Genomic DNA, 23,278 nt, shown 5'->3' on the forward strand with positions numbered 1-23,278 from the left:
GAACCGCCGCACTTCCTAGCGTCGCTCCCATGAACTCCACCACGCGCGGGTCCCTGCTCGCCGCGCTCGCCTGTGTCCTCGTCGGAGGGTCCTTCACCGCCAACAGCGTCCTCGGCGACTACCCATACGCGGGCGGCCAGTTCCTGCGCTACGCCCTGGCCTGTCTGCTGCTCGTCCCGCTCGCCGGCCGGGGCGCCACGGCCCGGCTGAGGAGGCTCACCGCCCGCCAGTGGGGGCGCCTGGCGCTGCTCGCGGCCGTCGGCATGGTCGGCTTCAACCTGGCCGTCATCGCCGCCGAACGCACCGCCGAACCGGCCGTCCCGGGCGTGATGGTGGGCTGCGCCCCGGTGGTCGTCGCCGTCCTCGTCCCGCTGCTGGACGGCCGCCGTCCGCAGCGGGTCGTGCTGTGCGGGGCCACCCTTGTCGCCGTCGGCGCCCTCACCGTCCAGGGCTGGGGCCGTACGGACGCGGCGGGCATCGCCTTCTCGGTGTGCGCGCTGGTCGGCGAGGTCGGGTTCGCCGTCCTAGCCGTGCCCGTCCTGCGCCCCCTGGGCCCGCGGCTGCTGTCCGCCACGGTGTGCGGTGTCGCCGCCGTCGAGTCCGCGGCGGCCGCGCTGCTCGTCGACGGCACCGGGTGGCTGCGCCGGCCGGACGCCACCGAGACGGCCGCGCTGCTGTGGCAGGCGGTGATCGTCACCGTGATCGGATTCGTCTGCTGGTACATGGGCATGCAGCGGATCGGCGCAGAGCGCGCCACGCTGTTCTCCGGCCTCATCCCGGTCGCCGCGGCCTGCACCGCGCCGCTGGTCGGCACGGGCTCCTACGGCGCCGCCCAGGCCGCGGGCAGCGCCCTGGTCGGTGCCGGAGTCGCCCTGGGATCGGGCGCGTTCGCCCGGCGCGGGTCGGCGGCCGCCGTCTCAGCGGCTGCCGTCGAGGAGCACGCGCGCGACGAGCGCGGGGTCGTCGTTCATCGGGACGTGACCGCAGCCGGGCAGCCGGATCAGCCGCGCGCGGGGGATGATCCGCTTGGCGCGGACCCCCTGGCGGCGGATCAGCACCCGGTCCTTGCTGCCCCAGGCCACGGTGACCGGAAGGCCGGGGAGGTCATCGGTGAACCGGACCGCGTTCCCGGCCCGGAGGGTCTCGGTGAAGCTCGTGGCGTTCGCGAGGGCCAGCGTCTCGGCGACCACGGCCTCGGGTGAACGGCGGTGCGGCCGGGCGTAGATGGTGCTGGTCAGCGCGGTGCGGCCGGCCGCCGTGCGGGACAGCCGCTCCACCAGGGGCAGCGGCATGCCGCGGGCGATCCGCCGCATCGACAGCAACAGGGTGAAGGCGTACCGGCGTTCGGCTTGCGTCCAGAACCCGGCGGGGGACAGGGCGGTGACCGACCGCACGAGCTTTTCCCGGCCGAGTTCCAGGGCGAGCAGCCCGCCCAGCGAGTTGCCCGCGACATGCGGCCGCTCGATCTCCAGCGCCTCGCACAGGGCGCCCAGCGCGGCGGTCATCGTGGGCAGGTCGTGCGCGAGCCCTTCGGGCAGCGCGGGGGACGCGCCGAACCCGGGCAGGTCGACGGCGATCACCTCACGCTCGGTCGCGAGGATGTCCAGCACCGGGTCCCAGGCCTGCCGATGGTGACCTATGCCGTGCAGCAGAAGCAGCGGCTCGCCGCGGCCCACGCGCGCGTAGGAGAGGGTCACGGACCGCGGGCCCCGCGCGGAGGGGACCTCGAAGGAGACGGTGGCGGACAATGGAGTGCTCCTCGTCTGGGACTCGTCGAACGTCGTAGACAGCTTGTCAGCAATTACTACCGACGGGTAGACCCCGGCGTGCGCCGTTGTCGGCGGCCGTGAACACGGCGTGATTCGAGCGGTGTTCTTTGCGTCTGCGATGCCTCGCCTGGACACGGCCGGGCAGGTCGGCTGGGATGGTGGCGTGAGCACCGACATCGTGACCGACGTCTTCGAAGAGCACCGCCCCGTCCTCCTGGAGGTCGCGTACCGCATGCTCGGACGCGTCGCCGACGCCGAGGACGTGGTCCAGGAGGCCTGGCTGCGCTGGACGGCCGCGGACCACGCCGAGGTGCGCGACCCGCGCGGCTACCTGGTACGGGTCACGAGCCGACTGGCCGTCGACCGGTTGCGCCGGCTCAAGGCACGCAAAGAGGCGTACGTCGGGCCCTGGCTGCCGGAGCCGTACGTCACCGATTTCGGCGACACCGTTCCGGACACCGCCGAACGGGCCGTCCTCGCCGACACCGTCTCCCTCGCCGTGCTCGTCGTCCTGGAATCGCTGTCGCCGCTGGAGCGGGCGGTGTTCGTGCTCCGGGAGGCCTTCGGCTACCCCTACGCGGACATCGCCTCGATGCTCGACCGGGGCGAGCCTGCGGTCCGTCAGCTCGCCGGGCGGGCGCGCCGGCACGTCGACGAGCGCCGCCCCCGCTACGACGTCGACCCCGCCGAACGCCGTGACCTCACCGAACGCTTCCTCGCCGCCGCCTCCGAGGGTGACCTGGAAGGACTCATGGCCCTGCTCGCCCCGGACGTACGCCTGGTCGGCGACAGCGGCGGCAAGTCCCGGGCGCCCCTGCGCGTCGTGGAGAGCGCCGACAAGGTGGGCCGCTTCCTCGTCGGCGCCGCGGACAAGGGCGCACCCGACGTGTCGTTCCGCTTCCTGGAGGTCAACGGCGGCCCTGCCGTGCTCGCCCTGGGTGACGGCAGGCCCGACAGCGTCTTCCAGCTGGAGGTCCTGGAAGGCCGCATCCAGTCGATCTACGTCATCCGCAACCCCGACAAACTGCGGTCGCTGGAGCTCGGCCGAGGCGACGGATCTTTGCCGTCGCGTCAGGAAAACAGCCCTGTGCGAACGCCCCGTGAACGCTCTGCTGCACGGCCGACGCGCCGTCCATAAGGGGCCGAGGATTGGTATTGACCAAGGGTGGGGGCCGCCCTATGGTCGCAGAGAAGTGCAACAACCTTTAATAAACAAGGCGCTGAAACGCTGCCGGACCACGGCGATTGCGGAGGACAGGGTGGGGACCACGCAACTGGAACCGGTGCCGGAACCGAAGTACTGGCATCTCAAGACCGTGCTCAGCGAGGCGCTGGACTCCGAGTTCGCGGTGGGCGAGATCCTGCCCAACGAACGCGATCTCGCCGCTCGCTTCGGCGTGGCCCGCGCCACGCTCCGACAGGCTCTGGAACAGCTCGAACTGGAAGGCAGGCTGCAGCGTCGCCGCGGGGTCGGCACGACGGTGGCGCCGCCGCGCGTGGGGGTCGCGGTCGGCACCGAGCAGCACGTCTGGCCCGGGGGGACCGGCGACGACTGGCAGCCCGTCGACAGCACCCTGGAGGTGCCGCCGGCGTCCGTCGCCGCGGCCCTGGAGACCGGCGCCGACGAGGCGGTGCACCTGGTGCGCCGCTCGCGGGTGTCGCACGGCCAGCCCGTCGCCGCGGAACTGCTCTACGTGCCCGCGTCCTCGGTGCCCGACCTGACCGCCATCGACGCGCCCGCCGGAGCGGCACGCGCGCGTGCGGTACTGCGCGAGCTGCAGCGACGGGAACTCGAGGGCCGGGAGCGGGCCGTCGAACTCGGCTCGGCCCGCGCGGACGACGCCAAGCAGCTGGACCGGCTCCCCGGGGCGCCCGTCCTCGTCGTCACCACCCGCTACGTCGCCGAGGGCCGCACCGCGGCCCTGTCGGTGGCCACCTACCGGGCGGACACCTGCCGGCTCACCTTCGGCGACTCCGGCGGTGTGGAGATCGACGAGGGCCCCGAACGCCGGGCGTCGTGACCACAGTCAGCCCGCATCGCTCCTCGCGCCCCGGAACTCCACCGGGGCGCGCGGCGTTGCACGGTCAACGGCGCGCCGTGACCGTCCCCTCGACCGCGAACAGCTGCTCCTCCACATGGTCCAGCGCCAGCCGCAGCGCCCCCGTCGCGACCGCCGCCTCGCCGAGCAGGGACAGCGTGACCTTCGGCGGCCGCAGACAGTAGCGCGCCAACTCCCGGCGCAGCGGCTCCAGTACGCCGTCCAGACCGGCCGCCCAGCCGCCCACGACGACCAGTTCCGGGTCGAGCGCCAGCACCAGGGCGGCCACGTCGTGCACGAGCCGGTGGTTGAACCGGTCCACGGCCGCGCGGGCCCGCTGGTCGCCCTGGTGCGCCTTGGCGAACACCTCGGCGACCGCCTGTTCGTCGAGCGGGTGCAGCGGCTCGTCCGTGGTGGACAGCAAGGTCTCCGGCGTCGCCTCCCGGCCCAGCAGGTGCAGGGCGCCGATCTCGCCCGCCGCCCCGCCGAACCCCCGGTGCAGCCGCCCGCCGATCAGCGAACCCGCGCCCGGACTGAGCCCCGCCAGCACGAACACGATGTCGTCGGACTCGGTCGCCGCGCCCTTCCAGTGCTCGGCCACGGCGGCGGCGTTGGCGTCGTTCTCGACCAGCACCGGGCACTTGAAGGACCGGCTCAGCCGCTCGCCCAGCGGCAGCCCCGACCACTGCGGCAGCGCCGTGCTCAGCCGCACCGTGCCGTCCGCCTCCACGATCCCCGGTGTCGCGGCGCCCACGGCCCGCAGCGAGCCGCGTGCCACCCCGGCCCGGCGCAGCAACTCGGCGACCGCGGTCCGCAGCTTCTCCAGCCGCTCGTCGGCGGTGGCCGTCTCCTCGACGTTCTTGGCGATCGAGCCGAGCACCCGGCCGTCGAGGTCGGACAGGAGCGCGGCCACCCGGTGCGGGCCGATGTCCAGGCCCAGCAGATGCCCGGCCTCGGCCCGGAACCGGTACCGCCGGGCCGGCCGCCCCTGACGCCTCGCGACGCTGTCGTCGGCGGCCTTCTCCACGACGTAGCCCGTGCCGATGAGGTCCTCGACCACGCCCTCGACGGTCGGTCGGGACAGCCCGGTCACCCGGGTGATCTCGGTCAGCGTCGCGCAGTCCGTGGCACGCAGCGCGTGCAGCACCACCGCGGAGTTGATCCTTCGCAGCAGCGAGGGATCCCCGCCGGTCAGCCGCCCCACCGTCCGTCCTCCCAGCTCGTGCGCGTGTTGGCCGGATCGTACTCGGCCCGGCGGACCCCGGCGAGCGCCGGGCGGTCGGCGCCCTACCGACCGGTCCGTCCAGGCCGTCCCGGGCGCCGGATCAGCCCGGCGCCACGAACCCCGACTCGTACGCCGCGATCACGGCCTGCGTCCGGTCCCGGGCCCCCAGCTTCGCCAGTACGCCGCTCACATGCGACTTCACCGTCTCGGTGCCGACCACCAGCCGCTGTGCGATCTCCGCGTTGGACAGCCCGCGCGCCATCAGCCGCAGCACCTCCGCCTCCCGCTCGGTCAGCTGCGCCCGCTCCATCGCCGCGCGCGCGGCGGGGTTGCCGCCGTCCTCGCCGTGCTCGGCGGCGAGCTGCCGCACCGATGCCGGGAACAGCAGCGACTCGCCCTCCGCGACCAGCCGGACCGCGTGCACGATCTCGGCGGGCCGGGACCGCTTCAGCAGAAACCCGTCGGCCCCGGCGCGCAGCGCCTCGTAGACGTACTCGTCGTTCTCGAACGTCGTCACCACGAGGATCTTCGGCGGATCGTCGATGGTCCGCAGCACCGCGCGCGTGGCCTCGATCCCGTCCAGCAGCGGCATCCGTACGTCCATGGCGACGACGTCCGGCCGCAGGGTCCGCACCAGCGGGATCACCGCCGCACCGTCCGCGGCCTCCCCGACGACCTCGATGTCGGGCTGCGCGTCCAGCACGGCCCGCAGGCCCGCGCGTACGAGGGGTTCGTCGTCGACGAGGAGAACGGTGACCGGCATCCGGCCAGCGTAGATCAGCGCAACGGCAGCTCGACGTGCACCTGCCAGTCACCGTCGGCGGGGCCGGTGCGGGCCCGCCCGCCGAGCAGGGCGGCCCGCTCCCGTATGCCCCGCAGCCCGCTGCCCCGGCCCGGACCGGGTGTCGCCGCCGTCAGCGGATTGCGGACCTCCAGGACGAGCGCGCGGTCGGTGACGTCGACGCGCACCCCGGCGGGGACCGTTCCCGCGTGCCGCAGCACATTGGTCAGCGACTCCTGGAGGATGCGGTACCCCTCGCGGGAGACCGGCCCCGGCACGGTGTCGAGCGGGCCGGTGATCTCGGCGTCGACCTTCGCCCCGGAAGCACGCGCCGACTCCAGCAGCCGGCCGGCGTCCACCATGGTCGGCCGGCCGCTCACGGGCCGGTCGGACTCCCGGAGGATGCCCAGGACGCGCTCCAGATCCTCGAGCGCGGCCCGGCCGGTCTCCTCGATGGCGTCCAGGGCCCGGTCGGTGAACGCCGGGTCGCCGGCCGCGCGCGCCGCTCCGGCCTGGACGACGGCGACGGTCAGCACGTGGCCGATCGAGTCGTGCAGTTCCCGGGCGATGCGGTTGCGCTCCAGCAGCCGCTCGGTGCGCTCCTCCAGGGCGGCGAGCCGCTCGGCGGCGGACGGACCGAGCAGCCGGCGGGCGGCATGGGTCACCAGCTCGCCCAGCCCCGTCACCACGCCGTACAGCAGGACGAGGGGGAGGGGCGCGAGGAGGGCGTACGCCCAGTGCGGTCGTGCGTCCCGCAGCACCGGGGTGTCTCCGGGATTCCCGCCGACCGCGACCTGTACCAGTTCCACCGTGAGGACGGGCAGCCAGACGGTGGCGAACATCGCCACCGCACCCAGCGCCATGCGCACCTGAAGCCACAGCACGGTACGCAGCCGGTCCCGCCGGCTCGCCGACGCCTTGACGGAGATGACCGACTCCTCGTCGGCCGGCATCAGCAGCAGCCGCGCCTGCACGCCCTCGCCCCTGCGGACGGCCGGGATCAGACCGAACGGCAGCAGCACCAGCGCGGGCACCCAGGGAGTCGACGGGTCGATGAACATCCACACGCTGACGAACAGCATCGGCACCCACAGGTGCAGCAGGCGGGTGTACGTCGTCCCCCGCAGCAGCGGGCGCAAGAGGCGGGCCATCGCGTCATCGTGCCAGCCGCCCCTGACACCGGGCCTCCCCCGCACGGGGGAGACGATCTCCACGCGCGGGGGAGGCCCCGGCCCCCCGCGACACCCCACGCTGAGGCCATGACCAGCATCGAAGTCCAAGCCCTCACCAAGCAGTACGGAACCCGCCGAGCCGTGGACCACCTCACCTTCAGCGTGCTCCCCGGCCGGGTCACCGGCTTCCTCGGTCCGAACGGCGCCGGGAAGTCCACCACCCTGCGGCTCGTCCTCGGCCTCGACCGGCCGACCTCCGGCACCGCCACCATCGGCGGCCGCCGCTACCGCGAACTCCACGAGCCGCTGCGCCGGGTCGGCGCCCTGCTCGACGCGCAGGCCGCGCACGGCTCGCGCACCGGCCGGGACCACCTGCACGTCCTCGCCGCCGCCAACCGCATCCCACGGGAGCGGGTCGAGTCGGTGCTGGAGCAGACGGGCCTCGCCGCGGTCGCCCGGCGCCGGGTGAGGACGTACTCCCTGGGCATGCGCCAGCGCCTCGGCATCGCCGCCGCGCTGCTCGGCGACCCCGAGGTGATCCTGCTCGACGAACCGTCCAACGGCCTGGACCCCGAAGGCATCATCTGGATCCGGGGGTTGCTGCGCACGCTGGCCGGGGAGGGGCGCACGGTCCTGGTCTCCAGCCACCTGATGAACGAGACCGCCTCCTTCGCCGACCACCTCGTGGTCCTCGGCCGGGGCCGCCTGCTGGCCGACACCCCGATGCGGGAGTTCATCCACGCGCGCGTGCGGCCGCGGGTCCGGATCCGCACGACGGACGCGACCGCCCTGAGGGCCGCCCTCTCCCGGGCCGGCCACGACCCCGTGCGGCACGAGGACGGGCACTGGACCGTGCACCACGCACGCGTGGACGACATCGGCCGCGTCGTCTCCCAGGCGGGCGTCCCCCTCCTCGAACTCGCCGCCGAAGAGGCCACCTTGGAGCAGGCCTACCTCGATCTGACGGCCGCCGAGACCGAGTTCACCGCACCCACTCAGGAGGCCAGGCCATGACGACGTTCGCCCCCGCCCTCCACGCCGAGTGGCTGAAGATCCGCACCCTGCGCTCCCTGTACGGCACGCTCGCGGCCCTGTTCGCCGCGACGACGGCGTTCTCGGCGCTGGCCTCGGCGGAGGCCCCGGAGCCCGGCCTCGACCCGCTGTTCACGGCACTGTCCGGGGTGCTGCCCGGCCAGATCGCGGCGATCAGCTTCGGCGCGCTGGCCGTCTCGGCCGAGTACCACACGGGCGCGCTCCGGCTGTCGCTGTCCGCGGTCCCGCGGCGCGGACGGTGGTTCGCGGCCAAGATGACGGCGATCGCCGTACCCGCCCTTGTCGTGGGAGTGGCCACGGCACTGTCCGCCCTCGCCGTGGGCCGCGCCGGGCTCGGCGACGCGGCGAGCGGCCTCAGCGCGGGCGAACAGGTCCGCGGTGTCCTGGGATCCGCGCTCTACCTCACACTGATGGTCCTGTTCGCGGCCGGGCTCACGGCCCTGCTGCGCAGCGGCGTGGCCACGCTCTCCCTGCTGATCCCGTTCGTGCTCGTCGTCTCCTTCGTCCTCGGCGACGCGGCCGGCACCGCCACCGGCTTCCTGCCCGACAAGGCGGGTCAGGTCGTCCTGTACGAGAGGTACGACGGGACGCTCGGCCCGTGGTCGGGGCTGGCGGTGACCGCGCTGTGGACGGCGGCCGCGCTGGTCGCCGGGGCCTGGAGCGTGCGGCGACGGGACGCCTGACCGGTCGTCGGCTGACGCCGCGCCAATTGTCAGTGGTGGCCGGTTTACTGGATCACATGGACATCGCGAAGGACCTCGCCCTGATCGACGGGCTCCGTACCGGCGTCGTGCCCGCGCAGCCGGACGAAGACCGCTACCGCCAGGCCGTCTTAGGGCCGCGCCCCTGGCGGAGCGCGGAGGACTGCTACGCCTACGAGGCGGCCATGGCCGAGCGGTTGACCGAGCGGTGGGGTGAACCGTCGCGGTGGGGCACCACCACGCTCGTCGAGCGCGCCGCGCGCGGGGAACCCATACCCGAGCCGTGGGGCATGCTCGGCGCGGTGGCGACAGAACTGCGGACCTGGGAAGTGGCCGGCCACTGGGTCGTCCTGACGGTCGTCGACCAGGACGCCGGGCATCCCCAGGTGCACGTCGTGGTCACGACGACGGATCCGCCGTGATCCGCAGCCGGGCGAACTCCTCCGCCATCGTCTGCAAGGTCCAATGCGCGTTCAGCCCGCTCGGATTGGGCAGCACCCACACCCGGGTGTCCCCGATCGTGCGCTCCTGCGGCCCCACCCGGGCCTTGCGGTCGTCGAAGGCCACGCGGTAGGCCGTCACCCCCACCACCGCCAGCCACGCCGGCCGCAGCCTGCCGACCTTCGCGGTCAGCAGCCGCCCGCCCTCCCGGTACTCCTCGGCGGTCAGCTCGTCCGCGCGAGCCGTCGCCCGCGCCACGACGTTGGTGATGCCGAGCCCGTAGGCCGGCAACTCCCCTTGCTCCGACGGCTTCAGCAGCCTCGGCGTGAACCCGGACAGGTGCAGCGCCGGCCAGAAGCGGTTGCCGGGACGGGCGAAGTGGTGGCCCGTGGCCGCCGTCATCAGCCCGGGGTTGATGCCGCAGAACAGCACGCGAAGGCCGTCCGCGACCACGTCCGGTACCAGACGGTCGCGGGCGGCCTCCAGCTCCGCGCGGGTGAAGCGGGTCAGAGGATCGCTCCGGGGGTGTAACCGGCCGCCTGCGGCCGCTGCTTGACGATCTCCTCGATCCGGTCCACGACCGTGGCGACCTGATCGGCGGCGGCGCCCGTGAAGGACAGCTTGTCGGCCATCAGCGCGTCGAGCTGAGCGCGGTCCAGCGGGATGCGCTCGTCCGCGGCCAGCTTGTCGAGCAGCTCGTTGCGCTCCGCGCCCTGTTCCCGCATGGCGAGCGCGGAGGCGACCGCGTTCTCCTTGATCGCCTCGTGCGCGACCTCACGGCCGACGCCCGCGCGCACCGCGCCCATCAGCACCTTGGTGGTGGCCAGGAAGGGCAGGTAGCGGTCCAGCTCCCGGGCGACGACGGCGGGGAAGGCGCCGAACTCGTCGAGGACCGTCAGGAACGTCTCCAGCAGACCGTCCAGCGCGAAGAACGCGTCCGGCAGCGCGACCCGACGCACCACCGAGCAGGACACGTCGCCCTCGTTCCACTGGTCACCCGCCAGCTCGCCGGTCATCGAGGCGTAGCCGCGGAGGATGACCATGAGGCCGTTGACGCGCTCGCAGGACCGCGTGTTCATCTTGTGCGGCATCGCGGAGGAGCCGACCTGGCCCGGCTTGAAGCCCTCGGTCACCAGCTCGTGGCCGGCCATCAGCCGGATCGTCCTGGCCAGCGAGGACGGCGCCGCCGCCAGCTGCACCAGCGCGGTGACGACCTCGTAGTCCAGCGAGCGCGGGTAGACCTGGCCGACCGAGGTGAAGGCCTGCGAGAAGCCGAGGTGCCCGGCGATCCGCTGCTCCAGCTCGGCGAGCTTGGCGGTGTCACCGCCGAGCAGGTCCAGCATGTCCTGCGCGGTGCCGACCGGGCCCTTGATCCCGCGCAGCGGGTAGCGGCCGAGCAGCTCCTCGACCCGGCCGTGGGCGACGAGCAGCTCGTCCGCGGCGGTCGCGAAGCGCTTGCCGAGGGTGGTGGCCTGCGCGGCCACGTTGTGCGAGCGGCCGGCCATGACCAGCTCGCCGTACTCGCCGGCGAGCCTGCCGAGGCGCGCGAGGACCGCCACCGTGCGGTCGCGCATCAGCTCCAGGGAGAGCCGGATCTGCAGCTGCTCGACGTTCTCCGTCAGATCGCGGGAGGTCATGCCCTTGTGCACGTGCTCGTGCCCGGCGAGGTCGTTGAACTCCTCGATCCGCGCCTTCACGTCGTGCCGGGTGACCTTCTCGCGTTCGGCGATGGAGGCCAGGTCGACGGTGTCGAGGACACGCTCGTAGTCGGCGAGCGCCTGGTCCGGCACCTCGATCCCGAGGTCCTGCTGGGCCCGCAGCACGGCGAGCCAGAGCTGACGCTCGAGCTTCACCTTCTGCTCGGGGGACCAGAGCGTGGCGAGCTCGGTGGAGGCGTAGCGTCCGGCGAGGACGTTCGGGATGCGGGGCTTGGCGGGCGCTGAAGTCACGTGACCGGATTCTACTGGCGGTTCGTGCAGGTCTGCTCCGCGGGCCCCTTCGGCGGAACCTACGAGACGCGCGTCACCGCAGGTCGTACGGCAGAAGGTCCGGCCGCTTGGGCGGCAGGCCGTCGCCCGAGGAGCGCCCGGTGAGGCGGCGGCCGATCCACGGCAGCAGGTGCTGCCGGGCGAACCGGGCGTCCGCGACCCGGCGGCTGGCCCAGCCCGGCGGCAGCGAGGCGGGCAGCGGGGTGCGCCACTGCGGGTCCTCCGGCTCGTGGCCGAGTGTCTGCCAGACCGCCTCCGCGACCCGGCGGTGGCCCTCCGCGGTCAGATGCAGCCGGTCCACGTCCCACAGGCGCGGGTCGGCGAGCGAGGGGGCGCCGTACAGGTCGACGACGAGTGCGCCGTGCCGTCCGGCCAGGTCGTCGATGTAAGTGAACAGCTCCTCCATGCGCGGCCGGAACCGCTGCAGCACCGGGCCCTGGCGGCCGGGGCTGCGCATCAGCACCAGCTGCTTGCAGGCCGGCGCGAGGAGCTCCACGGCCTCCTCCAGCAGGGCGCGCACCCGGCCCATGTCGCACTTCGGGCGCAGGGTGTCGTTGAGGCCGCCGACCAGCGTTATCACGTCGGCCTGCATGGCCGCCGCGACATGGACCTGCTCCTGGACGATCTGGCCGATCAGCTTGCCCCGCACCGCGAGGTTGGCGTAGCGGAAGCCGGGCGCCCGGGCCGCCATCCGCGCGGCGAGGAGATCGGCCCAGCCCCGGTAGGTACCGTCCGGGAGCAGGTCCGACATGCCTTCGGTGAAGGAGTCGCCGAGGGCGACCATGCTGGTGTAAGAGGGGTTCGTCTCCATGGCGGGAAAGATGGTATCCCGGGGCGCATACCCGTCGGTCGGTCGCCCCGGGATCCCCTGTCAGGCGCGCTGGCCGAACAGCTCCCGCAGCACGTCCTCCATGGTCACCAGGCCCGACAGCCGTCCGTCGTTCCCGAGGACCGCCGCCAGGTGGGTACGGCTGCCGCGCAGCGCGGTGAGCACGTCGTCGAGCGGTGTGCTCTCCCGCACGCGCGCGATGGGCCGCATGTCCGGCACCCGGAACGGCAGGTCCCGCGGCGAGGCGTCCAGCGCGTCCTTCACATGGAGGTAGCCGACGATACGGCGGCCCTCGTCGACCACCGGGAAGCGGGAGAACCCGGAGTCGGCCGACAGGCCCTCCAACTGCTCCGGCGTGACACCCACGCGCGCGTAGACGACGCGTTCCAGCGGAAGGACGACGTCCCGCACGGGCCGGCGGCCCAGCTCCAGGGCGTCGTGCAGCCGTTCCCTGGCGCGGTCGTCGATCAGGCCCGCCTCGCCGGAGTCCCGCACCAGACGGGCCAGCTCGGCGTCCGAGAAGGTCGCGGTGACCTCGTCCTTGGTCTCCACGCGCAACAGCTTCAGCAGGGCGTTGGCGAAGGCGTTGATGGTGAAGATCACCGGGCGCAGCCCGCGGGACAGGGTCACCAGGGGCGGCCCGAGCAGCAGCGCGCTGCGCACCGGCTCGGCCAGCGCGATGTTCTTGGGCACCATCTCGCCGAGCAGCATGTGCAGATACGTCGCCAAGGTCAGCGCGATCACGAAGGACACCGCGTGTCCCGCGCCTGCCGGCATGCCCACCGCGTGGAACAACGGCTCCAGCAGGTGCTCGATGGCCGGTTCGGCGACCACACCGAGGACCAGGGTGCACAGGGTGATGCCGAGCTGGGCAGCGGCCATCAGCGCGGACACGTGCTCCAGACCCCACAGCACGCTCTTCGCGCGCCGGTCGCCCTCCTCGGCGTACGGCTCGATCTGGCTGCGGCGCACCGAGATCAGCGCGAACTCGGCGCCGACGAAGAAGGCGTTGACGACGAGGGTCGCCAGACCGATCAGCAACTGGATCGCGGTCACAGCGTCCCCTCCTTGTCGTCGGCGCCCGCCAGGGCCTCGTCCAGCGGGGCGCGCATCAGCACCCGCGCCGCCCGGTGCCCCGAGGCGTCCGTGACGTCCAGCTGCCAGCCGGCGACCTGCACGCGGTCACCGGTCTCCGGGATCCGGCCGAGCTCGTTCGCCACGAGCCCGGCCAGCGTCTCGTACGGCCCCTCGGGGGCCCGCAGGCCGACGCGAGCGAGCTGGTCGACGCGGGCGGAGCCGTCGGCCGAGAACAGGGCGCGGCCGCTGTCGTCGCTGCCGGCGGGGGCGAGGTCGGGGGTCTCGTGCGGGTCGTGCTCGTCGCGCACCTCGCCGACGACCTCCTCGACGATGTCCTCCAGGGTGGCCACGCCCGCCGTACCGCCGTACTCGTCGATGACGACGGCCATGGTGCGCTTGCCGGAGAGCCGGTCCAGCAGCCGGTCGACGGTGAGGGTCTCCGGCACGAGCAGTGGTTCGCGCATCAGCTCGGCGACCCGTACCCGCGGCCGCCGGGCGGCGGGCACGGCCAGGACGTCCTTGATGTGCGCGGTGCCCACGACCGAGTCGAGGGTGCCGCGGTAGACGGGGAACCGGGACAGGCCGGTCGCGCGGGTGGCGTTCGCCACGTCCTCGCAGGTCGCCGACGCCTCCAACGCGATGACCTGCACGCGCGGGGTCATCACGTTCTCCGCGGTGAGATCCGCCAGGTTCAGGGTCCGCACGAAGAGTTCGGCGGTGTCCGCCTCCAGGGCGCCCTCCTTGGCGGAGTGCCGGGCGAGCGCCGCCAGCTCCTGGGGACCGCGCGCGGAGGCGAGCTCCTCGGCGGGCTCCACGCCGAAGCGGCGGACGATCCGGTTGGCGGTGTTGTTCAGGTGGGTGATGAACGGGCGGAAGGCGGCGCTGAACCAGCGCTGCGCGTTGCCCACGCGCTTGGCCACGGCCAGCGGCGAGGAGATCGCCCAGTTCTTCGGGACCAGTTCGCCGACGACCATCAGGACCACCGTGGACAGCGCGGTGCCGATCACCAGGGCGATCGAACTCGCCGTGGAGGGCGAGGTGCCGAGCGATTCCAGCGGCCCCGCGAGCAGCCGCGCGATGGACGGCTCCGCGAGCATGCCGACCACCAGGTTGGTGACGGTGATGCCGAGCTGGGCGCCGGACAGCTGGAAGGTCAGATTCCGTACGGCCTTCAAGGCCCCGGAGGCGCCCCGCTCGCCGCGCTCCACGGCCGCTTCGAGCTCGCCGCGCTCGACGGTCGTGAGCGAGAACTCGGCGGCGACGAAGGCGCCGCAGGCCAGTGAGAGCGAAATCGCCACGAGCAGCAGAAGCACTTCGGTCATCGGGTCACCTCCGTCCCATGATCGGACAGGGTGGCTGGGAACGCGCGATGTCGCGTACTGGGAGGCTCGCCCATGGGCGGACGCTCACACACCTTTCGTTCGAGGACCGTAAGTGGTCCCCCAAGGGTAAAGGAGCAGCAAAAGGGTCAGTCCGCGAGGGGTTTGACCCACCGCCGCCAGTGCTCCTCCGGCACGTACCCGGCCGCGCGCCAGGCATGCTGCGCTCGTTCGTTGCGCTGGAGCACCATGGCGTCCCCGCGCCGGCCGCCGAGCCGGACGAAGCGCTCCTCGGCGGCGGCGAGCAGAGCCGCGCCGATGCCCTGGCGGCGATGGTCCGGGTGCACCGCCAGCCGGTACAGATGGCAGCGCCAGCCGTCGAAGCCCGCGATCACCGTGCCGGCCAACGCGTCGCCGCGCTCGGCCAGGATCAGCGCCTCGGGGTCGCGGTCGACCAGCCGCTCCACCCCGTCCCGGTCGTCGCTGATGCTGGTGCCCTCGGCGGCGACCTTCCAGAAGGTCAGTACGGCGTCCAGATCCTCGGGGCCGGCGGCCCGTATCCGTAGCTCAGTCATGCCATGATCACATCACGCAGCCTCGGCCGGGAGCCCGGAATTCCGCAGTACGGACAGTCACTCGTGCGCGATGGCCGTCAGCACGTTCATCCGCGAGGCGCGCAGCGCGGGCAGCAGGGCCGCCACGATGCCCACCACCGCCGAGCCGATCACCACGGCGACGATCGTGCCCCACGGAATCGCCAGCGCGGTCATGCCCTGCAGGGCCAGCACCTGCTGGGTGCACACCCCCCACACCAGGCCGAGCGCGAGCCCCAGCACCGCCCCGAACACCGCGATCACCACCGACTCCAGCCGGATCATCCGGCGCAGCTGGACCCGGGACAGGCCGATCGCCCGCAGCAGGCCGATCTCCCGGGTCCGTTCCACGACCGACAGGGCGAGGGTGTTGACCACACCGAGCACCGCGATGACGATCGCCAGCCCGAGCAGCGCGTAGACCAGGTACAGCAGGACCGCGATCTGGTCGCGGACCAGCTCCTTGTAGTCGGCCAGGTCCCTGACCTGCACCTGGGGATAGGTGTCCAGCGTCCGCTCCAGATTCGCGCGCAGGTCGTCGGCGCTGGTGCCGGACGCCGCGTTGACGTACACCGCCGCGTCCTGGCCGCCCGGCGCGTACCGCTCCAGGGTGCCCAGGCCGACGTACATGCCGCCCTGGGTGCCGAAGCCGTCGGCGGCGTCCTGGTCGGTCAGCGCCGCCACCGTCAGCTCGGCCGTGCGCCCGCCCTGGAACTCCAGCGGGATCGTGCTGCCGACGCGCACCCCGTGGTCCCGGGCGAACTCCCGGTCCATGGCCATGCGGCCGTCGGCCAGCGCGGCGGCCGTGTCGCCCCGCGCGTAGGTGATGTTGGCGACCTCGTCGAGCTGCGGATCGTAGCCCGCGGCGGTCGTCTCGACACGGTCGCCGTCGGGGAGCCGTGCCGCGACGGGCGTGAGCCGGGAGCGGACCACCAGGCCGACGCCGTCGGTGTCGCGCACCTTCTCGGTGACCTCCCGGGGGAAGGGCACGAAGTTGGTGTTCTGCACGACGAAGTCGGCGCCCAGCGTCTTGTCGATCTGCTCGTCGAACGACTCGGTCATCGAGGCGCTCGCCACCGACATCCCGCCGACCAGCGCCAGCCCCACCATCAGGGCGGCCGCGGTGGCGCCGGTACGGCGTGGATTGCGCAGGGCGTTGCGCTGGCTCATCCGGCCGACCGGGCCGAACAGCGCCGGGAACGCCCCGCCCAGCACCCGGATCACGGGGCGCACCAGCAGCGGCCCCGCGATCACGGTCGCGATCAGGGTCAGCAGCACACCGAGGCCGAGCAGGGAGGCGGACGAGGAGGTCTCGGAGGCGGTGGCGCAGCCCACGAGCGCGGCCACGCCGAGCGCCCCGACGACCGTGCCCGCCACCGCGCGCACCCGCAGCGGCCGGCCCACCCCGGCGATCTCGGCGTCCGCCAGCGCCGCCATCGGGGAGACGGTCGCCGCGCGCCGGGCCGGGAGGTAGGCGGCGACGAAGGTGACCCCGAGGCCGACGACGTACGCCGAGACCGGGGTGGCCCAGCCGATCACCATGTCCGCGGAGCGGATGTTCATGCCGAGCAGGCCCATCAGCTCGATCAGCCCGATGGCCAGCCCGATCCCGGTGGCCAGCCCCAGCGTGGCGCCGACGAACCCGAGCAGGAACGCCTCGGTGAGCACCGAGCGCCGCACCTGGCGCCGGTCCGCGCCGAGTGCGCGCAGCAGGCCCAGTTCGCGGGTGCGCTGGGCGATCAGCATCGAGAAGGTGTTGACGATCAGGAACACCCCGACCAGCACGGCGACCCCGGCGAAGCCGAGCATCACGTACTTGATGATGTCGAGGAATCCGCCGAGCTGTTCGACGTCCGACTCGGCCTGCTCGTCGGCCGTGCGGATGTCGTAGCGTCCGGCGCCGAGCGCCTCGGCGACCCGCTGCTTGAGCTGCGGGTCGCTGAGGCCCTCCGCGGCCTCGACGGAGATGCTGGTGGCGGCGTCCGCGTCGCCCAGCAGCCTGGTCTGCGCGGTCTTGGTGTCGAAGAAGACCAGCGCGGCGCCGGGGTTGGTGGTGGTGAAGGTGGCGATGCCGACGACCTCGGCCCGGAACGAGCCCGGCGCGGCGATGACCGTGAGCGTGTCGCCGATGCCGACGTCCTGGGAGTCGGCGGTGTCCGCGTCGATCAGCACCTGGCCCGGGCCCTCGGGCGCGTGCCCCGACGTCAGCTCGACCGGACTGCGGTCGCTGGGACTCCAGTTGGTTCCTATGGTGGGCGCGCCGGTGGTCGGCCCGACGGACTCGTTGTCCTCGTCGGCGACGGTGATGCCCTCCACGTCCACCTCGAGGCGCACCGAGGCGGCGCCCTCGACCCTGGCCGCCCGGTCCACCAGGGAGGCCGGCAGGGTGGGCGTGAATCCGGAGGGGATCGCCTCGTCCAGGTTCTCCTTCGGGCTGACCGTGACATCGGCCGCGGTCGAGGCGAAGAGCCGGTCGAAGGTACGGCCGACGGTGTCCGAGAAGATCAGGCTGCCCGCGACGAACGCGACGGACAGGATCACCGCGAGCGCGGAGAGCAGCAGCCGTCCCTTGTGGGCGAGGAAGCTGCGCAGGGTCGCCTTCAGCACCGGGTCAGTCCTCCTCGGAGGAGTCGGCGGCCCCCCGGATCACGTCGAACCGCTTCATGCGCTCCAGCACCGCCTCCGCCGTGGGGCGGGCCATCTCGTCGACGATGCGTCCGTCCCCGAGGAAGAGCACCAGGTCGGAGTGGGCGGCGGCGCCCGGGTCATGGGTGACCATCACGACGGTCTGCCCGAGCTGGTCCACGGCGTCGCGCAGGAAGCCGAGCACTTCGAGGCCGGCCCGCGAGTCCAGGTTGCCGGTGGGCTCGTCGGCGAAGATCAGCTCGGGACGGGAGGCGAGGGCCCGGGCACAGGCGACGCGCTGCTGCTGGCCGCCGGAGAGCTGGGCGGGCCGGTGCTTGAGGCGGTCCCGCAGACCGAGCGTGTCGATCACCTGGTCCAGCCACTTCTCGTCGGGCTTCTTGCCCGCGATGTCCATGGGCAGGGTGATGTTCTCGGCGGCGTTCAGCGTCGGTATGAGGTTGAACGACTGGAACATGAACCCGATCCGGTCCCGGCGCAGCCGGGTCAGTTCGCGCTCCTTCAGGCCGGTGATCTCGGTGCCGCCGAGCCAGACCTGTCCGGCCGAGACGTTGTCGAGCCCGGCGAGACAGTGCATGAGCGTGGACTTGCCGGAGCCGGAGGGGCCCATGACCGCGGTGAACCGGCCGCGCGCGATGTCCACGTCCACCGCGTCCAGGGCCAGCACCGTGGTCTCGCCCGAGCCGTAGGCCTTGGTCAGACCGCGGGCCCTTGCCGCGATCCCGTCGGCCGGGTCGTGTGCCGCAGCAGGAGTGGACAAGGGTGCCTCCTCGATCCTGGACATCGCGACGTCCTTGTCAGGGCCCCGAGCGTAGTGTGATCCGGCGCACACCGGATATCCCCCGTGGGTCCGAGCCGGTCTCCACCCCAGGAATGACGCCCTTGCCGCTGCTAGCGTCTCGGCGCTGGCTTCGGGACATGGCGAAGACCCAGCTGAACGTCCGCGTCGACGAGGGCACCGCCCGCGCGGCCCGCGAACGCGCCCTCGCGCGCGGCATGAGCGTCAACCGGTACATCGAGGAACTGGTCCGGCAGGACACCGGCGAGACCGGCCACACCTTCGTGGAGGCCGCCGCCGACTTCATGAAGCAGTACGAGTCCGTGTTCGCCGAGGAGTTCGGCGCCGAGCGCGAAGGCCGTCGCCGATCCGTTGAGCCCCGTGAGGATCGACCTCGCCTGGCTGCTGATGCTCGCCGAGCAGAACACCCCCGGGGATCCGCGGGTCACCGACTGGGGCGCGCTGATCGCCGCCGTCGCCCGGCACGAGGCCGAGATCTTCGACGTCCCTGTCTGCGACGGCCCGTACGCCCGCGCCGCGGCACTGCTCCAACTGCTGATCCACGTCCCCGCGCTGGAGCGCTCCAACGCCCTGTTCGCCTCCGCCGTGGCCTACGCCTATCTGGTCGCAAGCGGCCTGAAGGTCGTCACCTCGCCGGAACGGGTCCGCGAACTGGCCCGGCTGGTCAAGAGCGGTGAGGCCACGGTGCAGGACATCGCGGACGAACTGCGGCAGTGGTGCGAGTGAGCCGCGACGCGGTGATCAGTCCGGGGCGCCGGGCCGCCACGCCGTGCCCAGCACGCAGTACGACGTCGGCAGCACCGGTCCCTTCTCCGGGATCAGCATCCGCCGGTAGGGGCCGAGTTCGAACCCCGCGCCGCGCAGGGACGCGATCGGTTCCCGGCCCACATGGCAGCCGCCGGTCAGCAGTGGCCACACCGTACGGTCGAGTGCCTGCTGGGTGAACGTCATCACCCGTCCGCCGCCCCGGCCGTGCTCGAGGAACCGCACGACGCCGCCCGGCCGCAGCACCCGCCGGATCTCCCCGAGGGCGCGCGGCACGTCACGGACGCTGCACAGCACCAGCGAGACCACCGCCGCGTCGAACGCCTCGCTCTTGACCGGCAGGGCCTCCGCCGCGCCCGGCACCACGTCGACCGGCACCTCGGCGCGCAGGGCCGCCTCCACGGCGAGCTTCCGCAGCACCCGTTCCGGCTCGATCGCCACGACTTCCGAGACGGTGCCCGGATAATGGGCGAAGTTCAGGCCGTTGCCCGCGCCGATCTCGATCACCCGCCCGGACAGACCGGTGAGCAGCCGGTCGCGTACGGCGCCCATGCCCAGCTTCGTCTCGGCGCTCACGCTCATACGGGCGTAGTAGCGGGCGAACAGCGGATGGTGCACGGCATCCCGCGGCACCTTGCCGGTACGGGCGGACCGAAGGGGCATGAGGACCTCCCGGGCAGGACGGGCACTACCCCGATTGTCCCCCCGTCGGCCCCGACGCACCCCCGCTGTGCACCCACGGAACCGTGCCGACGAAGCCGGCCCACGTCACAGCCACAGTCACCGGGCTTCCCGGCACCCGGGCGATCAGATGCCGTCCCGGAAGGCCCCGCCGTCCCACGTCCCGCCCAGCTCGGCAGCGAGCCACGTCGGTGCCGTCGTACGGAAGTCGGCCGGTGTCAGCGCCCCGAATCCGGCCGGGAGGGCCCCCAGCAGCGGTGCCCGGGCCACCTTCGGCAGATCCGTGACGTTGCAACGCGAGGCCAGATCGGGGGAGTCGGGCCAACTGCCGATCACCACACCGAACAAGTTCAGCCCGCGTGACCGCAGTTCACGGGCCGTCAGCTCGGTGACGTTCAGCGTGCCCAGGCCCGCCGACGCCACCACCAGGACCGGCGCGGCCATCAGTTCGGCGGCGTCGGCCAGCGTGCCGCCCTCGTCGTCGAAGTGGACCAGCAGTCCGCCCGCTCCTTCCACCAGCACCAGGTCGTGCTCGGTGGCCAGCTTCGCGGCGGCCTCGGCGATCTCGTGCGGACGCACCGGCGGCAGCCCCGCCCGGCGCGCCGCCGTCGCCGGGGCCAGCGGCTCCGGGTAGCGGGCGAGTTCGGCCGTCGTCACCGCGCCGGCGAGCCGCGCGCACTCGTCCGCGTCCCCGCGCTCGTCCGGCCGCAGCCCCGTCTGCGCGGCCTTCAGCACGGCCACCGTGCGCCCGGCGGCGAGAGCCGTGGCGGCGACGGCGGCGGTCGTGACCGTCTTGCCGATCTCCGTGCCGGTGCCCGTGATCACCAGAATCGTCATCTCAGCCCTCCCGTGCCGCCGCGCACACCGCACGTGCGATCCGCGCCAGATCGGCGTCGCCCGTGACATAGGGCGGCATCGTGTAGATCAGATCGCGGAACGGCCGCAGCCACACGCCCTCGCGCACGGCCGCCGCCGTCGCCGCCCGCATGTCCACCGGGTGGTCCAGCTGGACCACGCCGATGGACCCGAGGACCCGCAGGTCCTTCACCCCCGGCAGCTCCGCCGCGGGCGCCAGCCCTTCCCGCAGGCCCGCCTCGATCCGCTTGACCTCCGCGAGCCAGTCCTGGCCGAGCAGCAGCTCGATCGACGCGCAGGCGACGGCCGCCGCCAGCGGATTGCCCATGAACGTCGGCCCGTGCGCCAGCACCGGTACCTCGCCCCGCGAGATCCCGTCGGCCACGCGCGCGGTGCAGAGCGTGGCGGCCATCGTCAGGTACCCGCCGGTCAGGGCCTTGCCCACGCACATCACGTCCGGCGTCACCGCCGCGTGGTCCGCTGCGAACAGGGCGCCGGTGCGCCCGAACCCGGTCGCGATCTCGTCGAACACCAGCAGCACGCCGTGGGCGTCACACGCCTCGCGCAGCACCCGCAGATACGCGGGGGAGTGGAACCGCATCCCGCCCGCGCCCTGCACCACCGGCTCGACGATCACCGCGGCCAGCTCGTCCGCGTGCCGCTCGATCAGTGCGCGCAGCTGGTCGGCGTAGGACTCCTCGTACTCGGCCGGTGGCGGATCCGCGAAGACCTGGCGCTGCAGCACGCCCGTCCACAGGTCGTGCATCCCGCCCTCGGGGTCGCACACGGACATCGGCTGCCAGGTGTCGCCGTGGTAGCCGCCCCGCCAGGTCAGCAGCCGCTGCTTGCCGGGACGGCCGAGGGAGCGCCAGTACTGGAGGCACATCTTGACGGCGACCTCGACCGACACCGAGCCGGAGTCGGCGAGGAACACATGCTCCAGACCTTCAGGCGACATGTCGACAAGGAGCTTCGCGAGGCGGACGGCGGGCTCGTGGGTGAGCCCGCCGAACATCACATGGCTCATCCGGCCGAGCTGCTCGCGCGCCGCCTCGTTCAGCACCGGGTGGTTGTAGCCGTGGATGGCCGACCACCAGGACGACATCCCGTCGACCAGCTCGCCCGAGCCGTCCGCCATCCGCAGCCGCACCCCGTTCGCCGACTCCACGACCAGCGGCTCCTGCCGGCCCGGCATGGGACCGTACGGATGCCACACGTGCCGGCGGTCCAGGTCCAGCAGCTCGGGCACGCTCAGGTCAGGCATTGGGCGCGAGGTCCGTTCCGGCACCCCGACGGCGTACGGCCACCAGGTCGGTGCGGGCCTCGCCCGGCTCCGGCTGTGCGGCGGAACCACAGCTCCCGCCACCCTCCGGCTGCGCGGCGGAACCACAGCCCCCGCCGCCCTCGTGCGAACCGCATCCACCGCTCACCCGGTGCTCGGGCAGCGTCACCTCGCCGGCGCCTTCGATCTCGAACCCGGCGTCCGCGATCATCTCCAGGTCGGCCTTGCCCGCCTGGCCCTCACTGGTGAGGTAGTCACCGAGGAAGATCGAGTTGGCCAGGTGCAGCGCGAGGGGCTGCATCGTGCGCAGGTGGACCTCACGGCCGCCCGCGATGCGCACCTCGACGTCCGGGCAGACGAACCGCACCATCGCCAGGATCCGCAGACAGCGCTGCGGGGTGAGGTGCCACTCCTTGGCCAGCGGGGTGCCCTCGAACGGGATCAGGAAGTTCACCGGCACCGAGTCCGGGTCCAGCTCGCGCAGCGAGAAGACCACGTCCACCAGGTCCTCGTCGCTCTCGCCCATGCCCGCGATCAGACCGGAGCAGGCGGACAGACCGGCGCCGTGCGCCTTCTGCACGGTGTCGACGCGGTCGGCGTAGGTGTGGGTGGTGGTGATGTCGCCGTAGGTGGCCTCGGAGGTGTTGAGGTTGTGGTTGTAGGCGTCGGCGCCCGCCTCGCGCAGCCGCTCGGCCTGGCCGTCGGAGAGCAGCCCGAGGCAGGCGCACACCTCGACACCCTCGTTCTGGTCCTTGATCGCCTTGATGGTGTCCGAGACCCGGTCCACGTCACGGTCGGTCGGGCCGCGTCCGCTGGCCACCAGGCAGACCCGCTTGGCGCCGCCCGCGAGACCGGCGGCCGCCGCCTTGGAGGCCTCGTCCGGCTTGAGCCAGGTGTACTTGAGGATGCCGGCGGTCGAGCCGAGCCGCTGCGAGCAGTAGGAGCAGTCCTCGGGGCACAAGCCGGACTTGAGGTTGACCAGGTAGTTCAGTTTCACCCGGCGGCCGAACCAGTGCCGGCGCACCTTGCCGGCCGCGGCCACCACATCGAGCAGGTCGTCGTCGGAGGTGGCGAGGACGGCCAGGGCCTCCTCGCGGGTCGGCAGCTCGCGCCGCAGCCCCTTGTCCAGCAGCGTGTTCAGCAGGTCCATGAGAGCTGATCCTGTCCTAAGGAGTGGTCCCCGGCCAAGGAGAGTTCGTACAACTCGGCCCCTTCGACGTGTGGGTATTGCCACACCGTGGGTGCCTGGTCGTCCCGCTAGTGTCT

The 23,278-nt window shown here is 72.8% G+C and carries 22 protein-coding genes and 2 pseudogenes; 8 read left to right on the forward strand and 16 right to left on the reverse strand.

Annotation, left to right across the window (positions count from 1 at the left end):
* Positions 1-29 precede the first annotated feature (29 nt).
* Positions 30-815, forward strand: a pseudogene (locus tag ACFYW5_RS15940) (DMT family transporter); the annotation flags it as partial.
* A gap of 102 nt (positions 816-917) precedes the next feature.
* On the opposite strand, the gene ACFYW5_RS15945 reads toward ACFYW5_RS15940, so the two are convergent.
* Entirely contained in the window at positions 918-1,748 is an 831-nt protein-coding gene (locus tag ACFYW5_RS15945; RefSeq protein ID WP_389417580.1) for an alpha/beta fold hydrolase, read from the reverse strand.
* Positions 1,749-1,932: 184 nt separating this feature from the next.
* Here ACFYW5_RS15945 and ACFYW5_RS15950 point away from each other — a divergent pair, with 184 nt between their 5' ends.
* Both ACFYW5_RS15950 and ACFYW5_RS15955 read left to right on the forward strand, forming a co-directional pair.
* Positions 1,933-2,907 (forward strand): RNA polymerase sigma-70 factor, encoded by a 975-nt coding sequence (locus ACFYW5_RS15950; RefSeq protein WP_389417581.1) that lies wholly within the window; start codon positions 1,933-1,935, stop codon positions 2,905-2,907.
* 121 nt (positions 2,908-3,028) lie between these two features.
* A complete protein-coding gene (locus tag ACFYW5_RS15955; protein ID WP_389417582.1) occupies positions 3,029-3,790 on the forward strand; it encodes a GntR family transcriptional regulator in 762 nt (253 codons plus the stop codon).
* A gap of 64 nt (positions 3,791-3,854) precedes the next feature.
* On the opposite strand, the gene ACFYW5_RS15960 is transcribed toward ACFYW5_RS15955, so the two are convergent.
* From ACFYW5_RS15960 to ACFYW5_RS15970, 3 genes are all read right to left on the reverse strand, one after another.
* Positions 3,855-5,012: an ROK family protein gene (locus ACFYW5_RS15960; protein WP_389417583.1), complete on the reverse strand. Its 1,158-nt coding sequence runs from the start codon at positions 5,010-5,012 to the stop codon at positions 3,855-3,857.
* Positions 5,013-5,133: 121 nt separating this feature from the next.
* A complete protein-coding gene (locus ACFYW5_RS15965; protein WP_389417584.1) occupies positions 5,134-5,796 on the reverse strand; it encodes a response regulator in 663 nt (220 codons plus the stop codon).
* Between the two features lie 14 nt (positions 5,797-5,810).
* Positions 5,811-6,965 (reverse strand): sensor histidine kinase, encoded by a 1,155-nt coding sequence (locus ACFYW5_RS15970; protein WP_389417585.1) that lies wholly within the window; start codon positions 6,963-6,965, stop codon positions 5,811-5,813.
* 108 nt (positions 6,966-7,073) lie between these two features.
* Here ACFYW5_RS15970 and ACFYW5_RS15975 point away from each other — a divergent pair, with 108 nt between their 5' ends.
* The 3 genes from ACFYW5_RS15975 to ACFYW5_RS15985 are packed head-to-tail and all read left to right on the forward strand — an operon-like array spanning position 7,074 to position 9,162.
* On the forward strand, positions 7,074-8,000 hold the full coding sequence (locus tag ACFYW5_RS15975; RefSeq protein ID WP_389417586.1) for an ABC transporter ATP-binding protein: 927 nt from the start codon (positions 7,074-7,076) through the stop codon (positions 7,998-8,000).
* Complete coding sequence (locus ACFYW5_RS15980) at positions 7,997-8,722, forward strand: ABC transporter permease (protein WP_389417587.1); 726 nt, start codon at positions 7,997-7,999, stop codon at positions 8,720-8,722. The genes ACFYW5_RS15975 and ACFYW5_RS15980 overlap by 4 nt, the downstream gene beginning before the upstream one ends.
* A gap of 56 nt (positions 8,723-8,778) precedes the next feature.
* The gene (locus tag ACFYW5_RS15985; protein ID WP_389417588.1) at positions 8,779-9,162 is read left to right on the forward strand and encodes a hypothetical protein; all 384 of its coding nucleotides are present in this window, start codon (positions 8,779-8,781) and stop codon (positions 9,160-9,162) included.
* On the opposite strand, the gene mug is transcribed toward ACFYW5_RS15985, so the two are convergent.
* The 8 genes from mug to ACFYW5_RS16025 form a co-directional block, all read right to left on the reverse strand.
* Positions 9,140-9,691, reverse strand: a complete 552-nt coding sequence (mug, locus tag ACFYW5_RS15990) for a G/U mismatch-specific DNA glycosylase (protein WP_389417971.1) — start codon at positions 9,689-9,691, stop codon at positions 9,140-9,142. The genes ACFYW5_RS15985 and mug overlap by 23 nt on opposite strands.
* The gene (purB, locus tag ACFYW5_RS15995) at positions 9,688-11,130 is read right to left on the reverse strand and encodes an adenylosuccinate lyase (RefSeq protein WP_389417589.1); all 1,443 of its coding nucleotides are present in this window, start codon (positions 11,128-11,130) and stop codon (positions 9,688-9,690) included. The genes mug and purB overlap by 4 nt, the downstream gene beginning before the upstream one ends.
* Positions 11,131-11,203: 73 nt before the next feature.
* Complete coding sequence (locus ACFYW5_RS16000) at positions 11,204-11,980, reverse strand: SGNH/GDSL hydrolase family protein (protein WP_389417590.1); 777 nt, start codon at positions 11,978-11,980, stop codon at positions 11,204-11,206.
* 60 nt (positions 11,981-12,040) lie between these two features.
* The gene (locus ACFYW5_RS16005) at positions 12,041-13,054 is read right to left on the reverse strand and encodes a hemolysin family protein (protein WP_389417591.1); all 1,014 of its coding nucleotides are present in this window, start codon (positions 13,052-13,054) and stop codon (positions 12,041-12,043) included.
* A complete protein-coding gene (locus ACFYW5_RS16010) occupies positions 13,051-14,397 on the reverse strand; it encodes a hemolysin family protein (protein WP_389417592.1) in 1,347 nt (448 codons plus the stop codon). The genes ACFYW5_RS16005 and ACFYW5_RS16010 overlap by 4 nt, the downstream gene beginning before the upstream one ends.
* A gap of 146 nt (positions 14,398-14,543) precedes the next feature.
* Entirely contained in the window at positions 14,544-14,969 is a 426-nt protein-coding gene (locus tag ACFYW5_RS16015; RefSeq protein WP_389417593.1) for a GNAT family N-acetyltransferase, read from the reverse strand.
* Between the two features lie 57 nt (positions 14,970-15,026).
* Positions 15,027-17,594, reverse strand: a complete 2,568-nt coding sequence (locus ACFYW5_RS16020) for an ABC transporter permease (RefSeq protein WP_389417594.1) — start codon at positions 17,592-17,594, stop codon at positions 15,027-15,029.
* 4 nt (positions 17,595-17,598) lie between these two features.
* Complete coding sequence (locus tag ACFYW5_RS16025; RefSeq protein ID WP_389417595.1) at positions 17,599-18,414, reverse strand: ABC transporter ATP-binding protein; 816 nt, start codon at positions 18,412-18,414, stop codon at positions 17,599-17,601.
* Positions 18,415-18,548: 134 nt separating this feature from the next.
* Here ACFYW5_RS16025 and ACFYW5_RS16030 point away from each other — a divergent pair.
* Positions 18,549-18,773 (forward strand): annotated as a pseudogene (locus ACFYW5_RS16030) (antitoxin); the annotation flags it as partial.
* Between the two features lie 7 nt (positions 18,774-18,780).
* Positions 18,781-19,155 carry a fic family toxin-antitoxin system, toxin component gene (locus ACFYW5_RS16035; protein ID WP_389417596.1) on the forward strand — a complete coding sequence of 125 codons (375 nt, stop codon included), beginning with the start codon at positions 18,781-18,783 and terminating at the stop codon, positions 19,153-19,155.
* A gap of 15 nt (positions 19,156-19,170) precedes the next feature.
* Here ACFYW5_RS16035 and ACFYW5_RS16040 read toward each other — a convergent pair whose 3' ends face one another.
* The 4 genes from ACFYW5_RS16040 to bioB form a co-directional block, all read right to left on the reverse strand.
* Positions 19,171-19,857 carry a class I SAM-dependent methyltransferase gene (locus tag ACFYW5_RS16040; RefSeq protein WP_389417597.1) on the reverse strand — a complete coding sequence of 229 codons (687 nt, stop codon included), beginning with the start codon at positions 19,855-19,857 and terminating at the stop codon, positions 19,171-19,173.
* A 144-nt stretch (positions 19,858-20,001) separates the two neighbouring features.
* Positions 20,002-20,712, reverse strand: coding sequence for a dethiobiotin synthase (bioD, locus tag ACFYW5_RS16045; protein WP_389417598.1), 711 nt, complete (start codon positions 20,710-20,712; stop codon positions 20,002-20,004).
* A 1-nt stretch (position 20,713) separates the two neighbouring features.
* On the reverse strand, positions 20,714-21,994 hold the full coding sequence (locus ACFYW5_RS16050; RefSeq protein WP_389417599.1) for an adenosylmethionine--8-amino-7-oxononanoate transaminase: 1,281 nt from the start codon (positions 21,992-21,994) through the stop codon (positions 20,714-20,716).
* Positions 21,987-23,162, reverse strand: a complete 1,176-nt coding sequence (bioB, locus tag ACFYW5_RS16055) for a biotin synthase BioB (protein ID WP_389417600.1) — start codon at positions 23,160-23,162, stop codon at positions 21,987-21,989. The genes ACFYW5_RS16050 and bioB overlap by 8 nt, the downstream gene beginning before the upstream one ends.
* Positions 23,163-23,278: the final 116 nt, after the last annotated feature.

This window comes from Streptomyces sp. NPDC002779 (genome assembly GCF_042888685.1).
GTDB lineage: Bacteria > Actinomycetota > Actinomycetes > Streptomycetales > Streptomycetaceae > Streptomyces.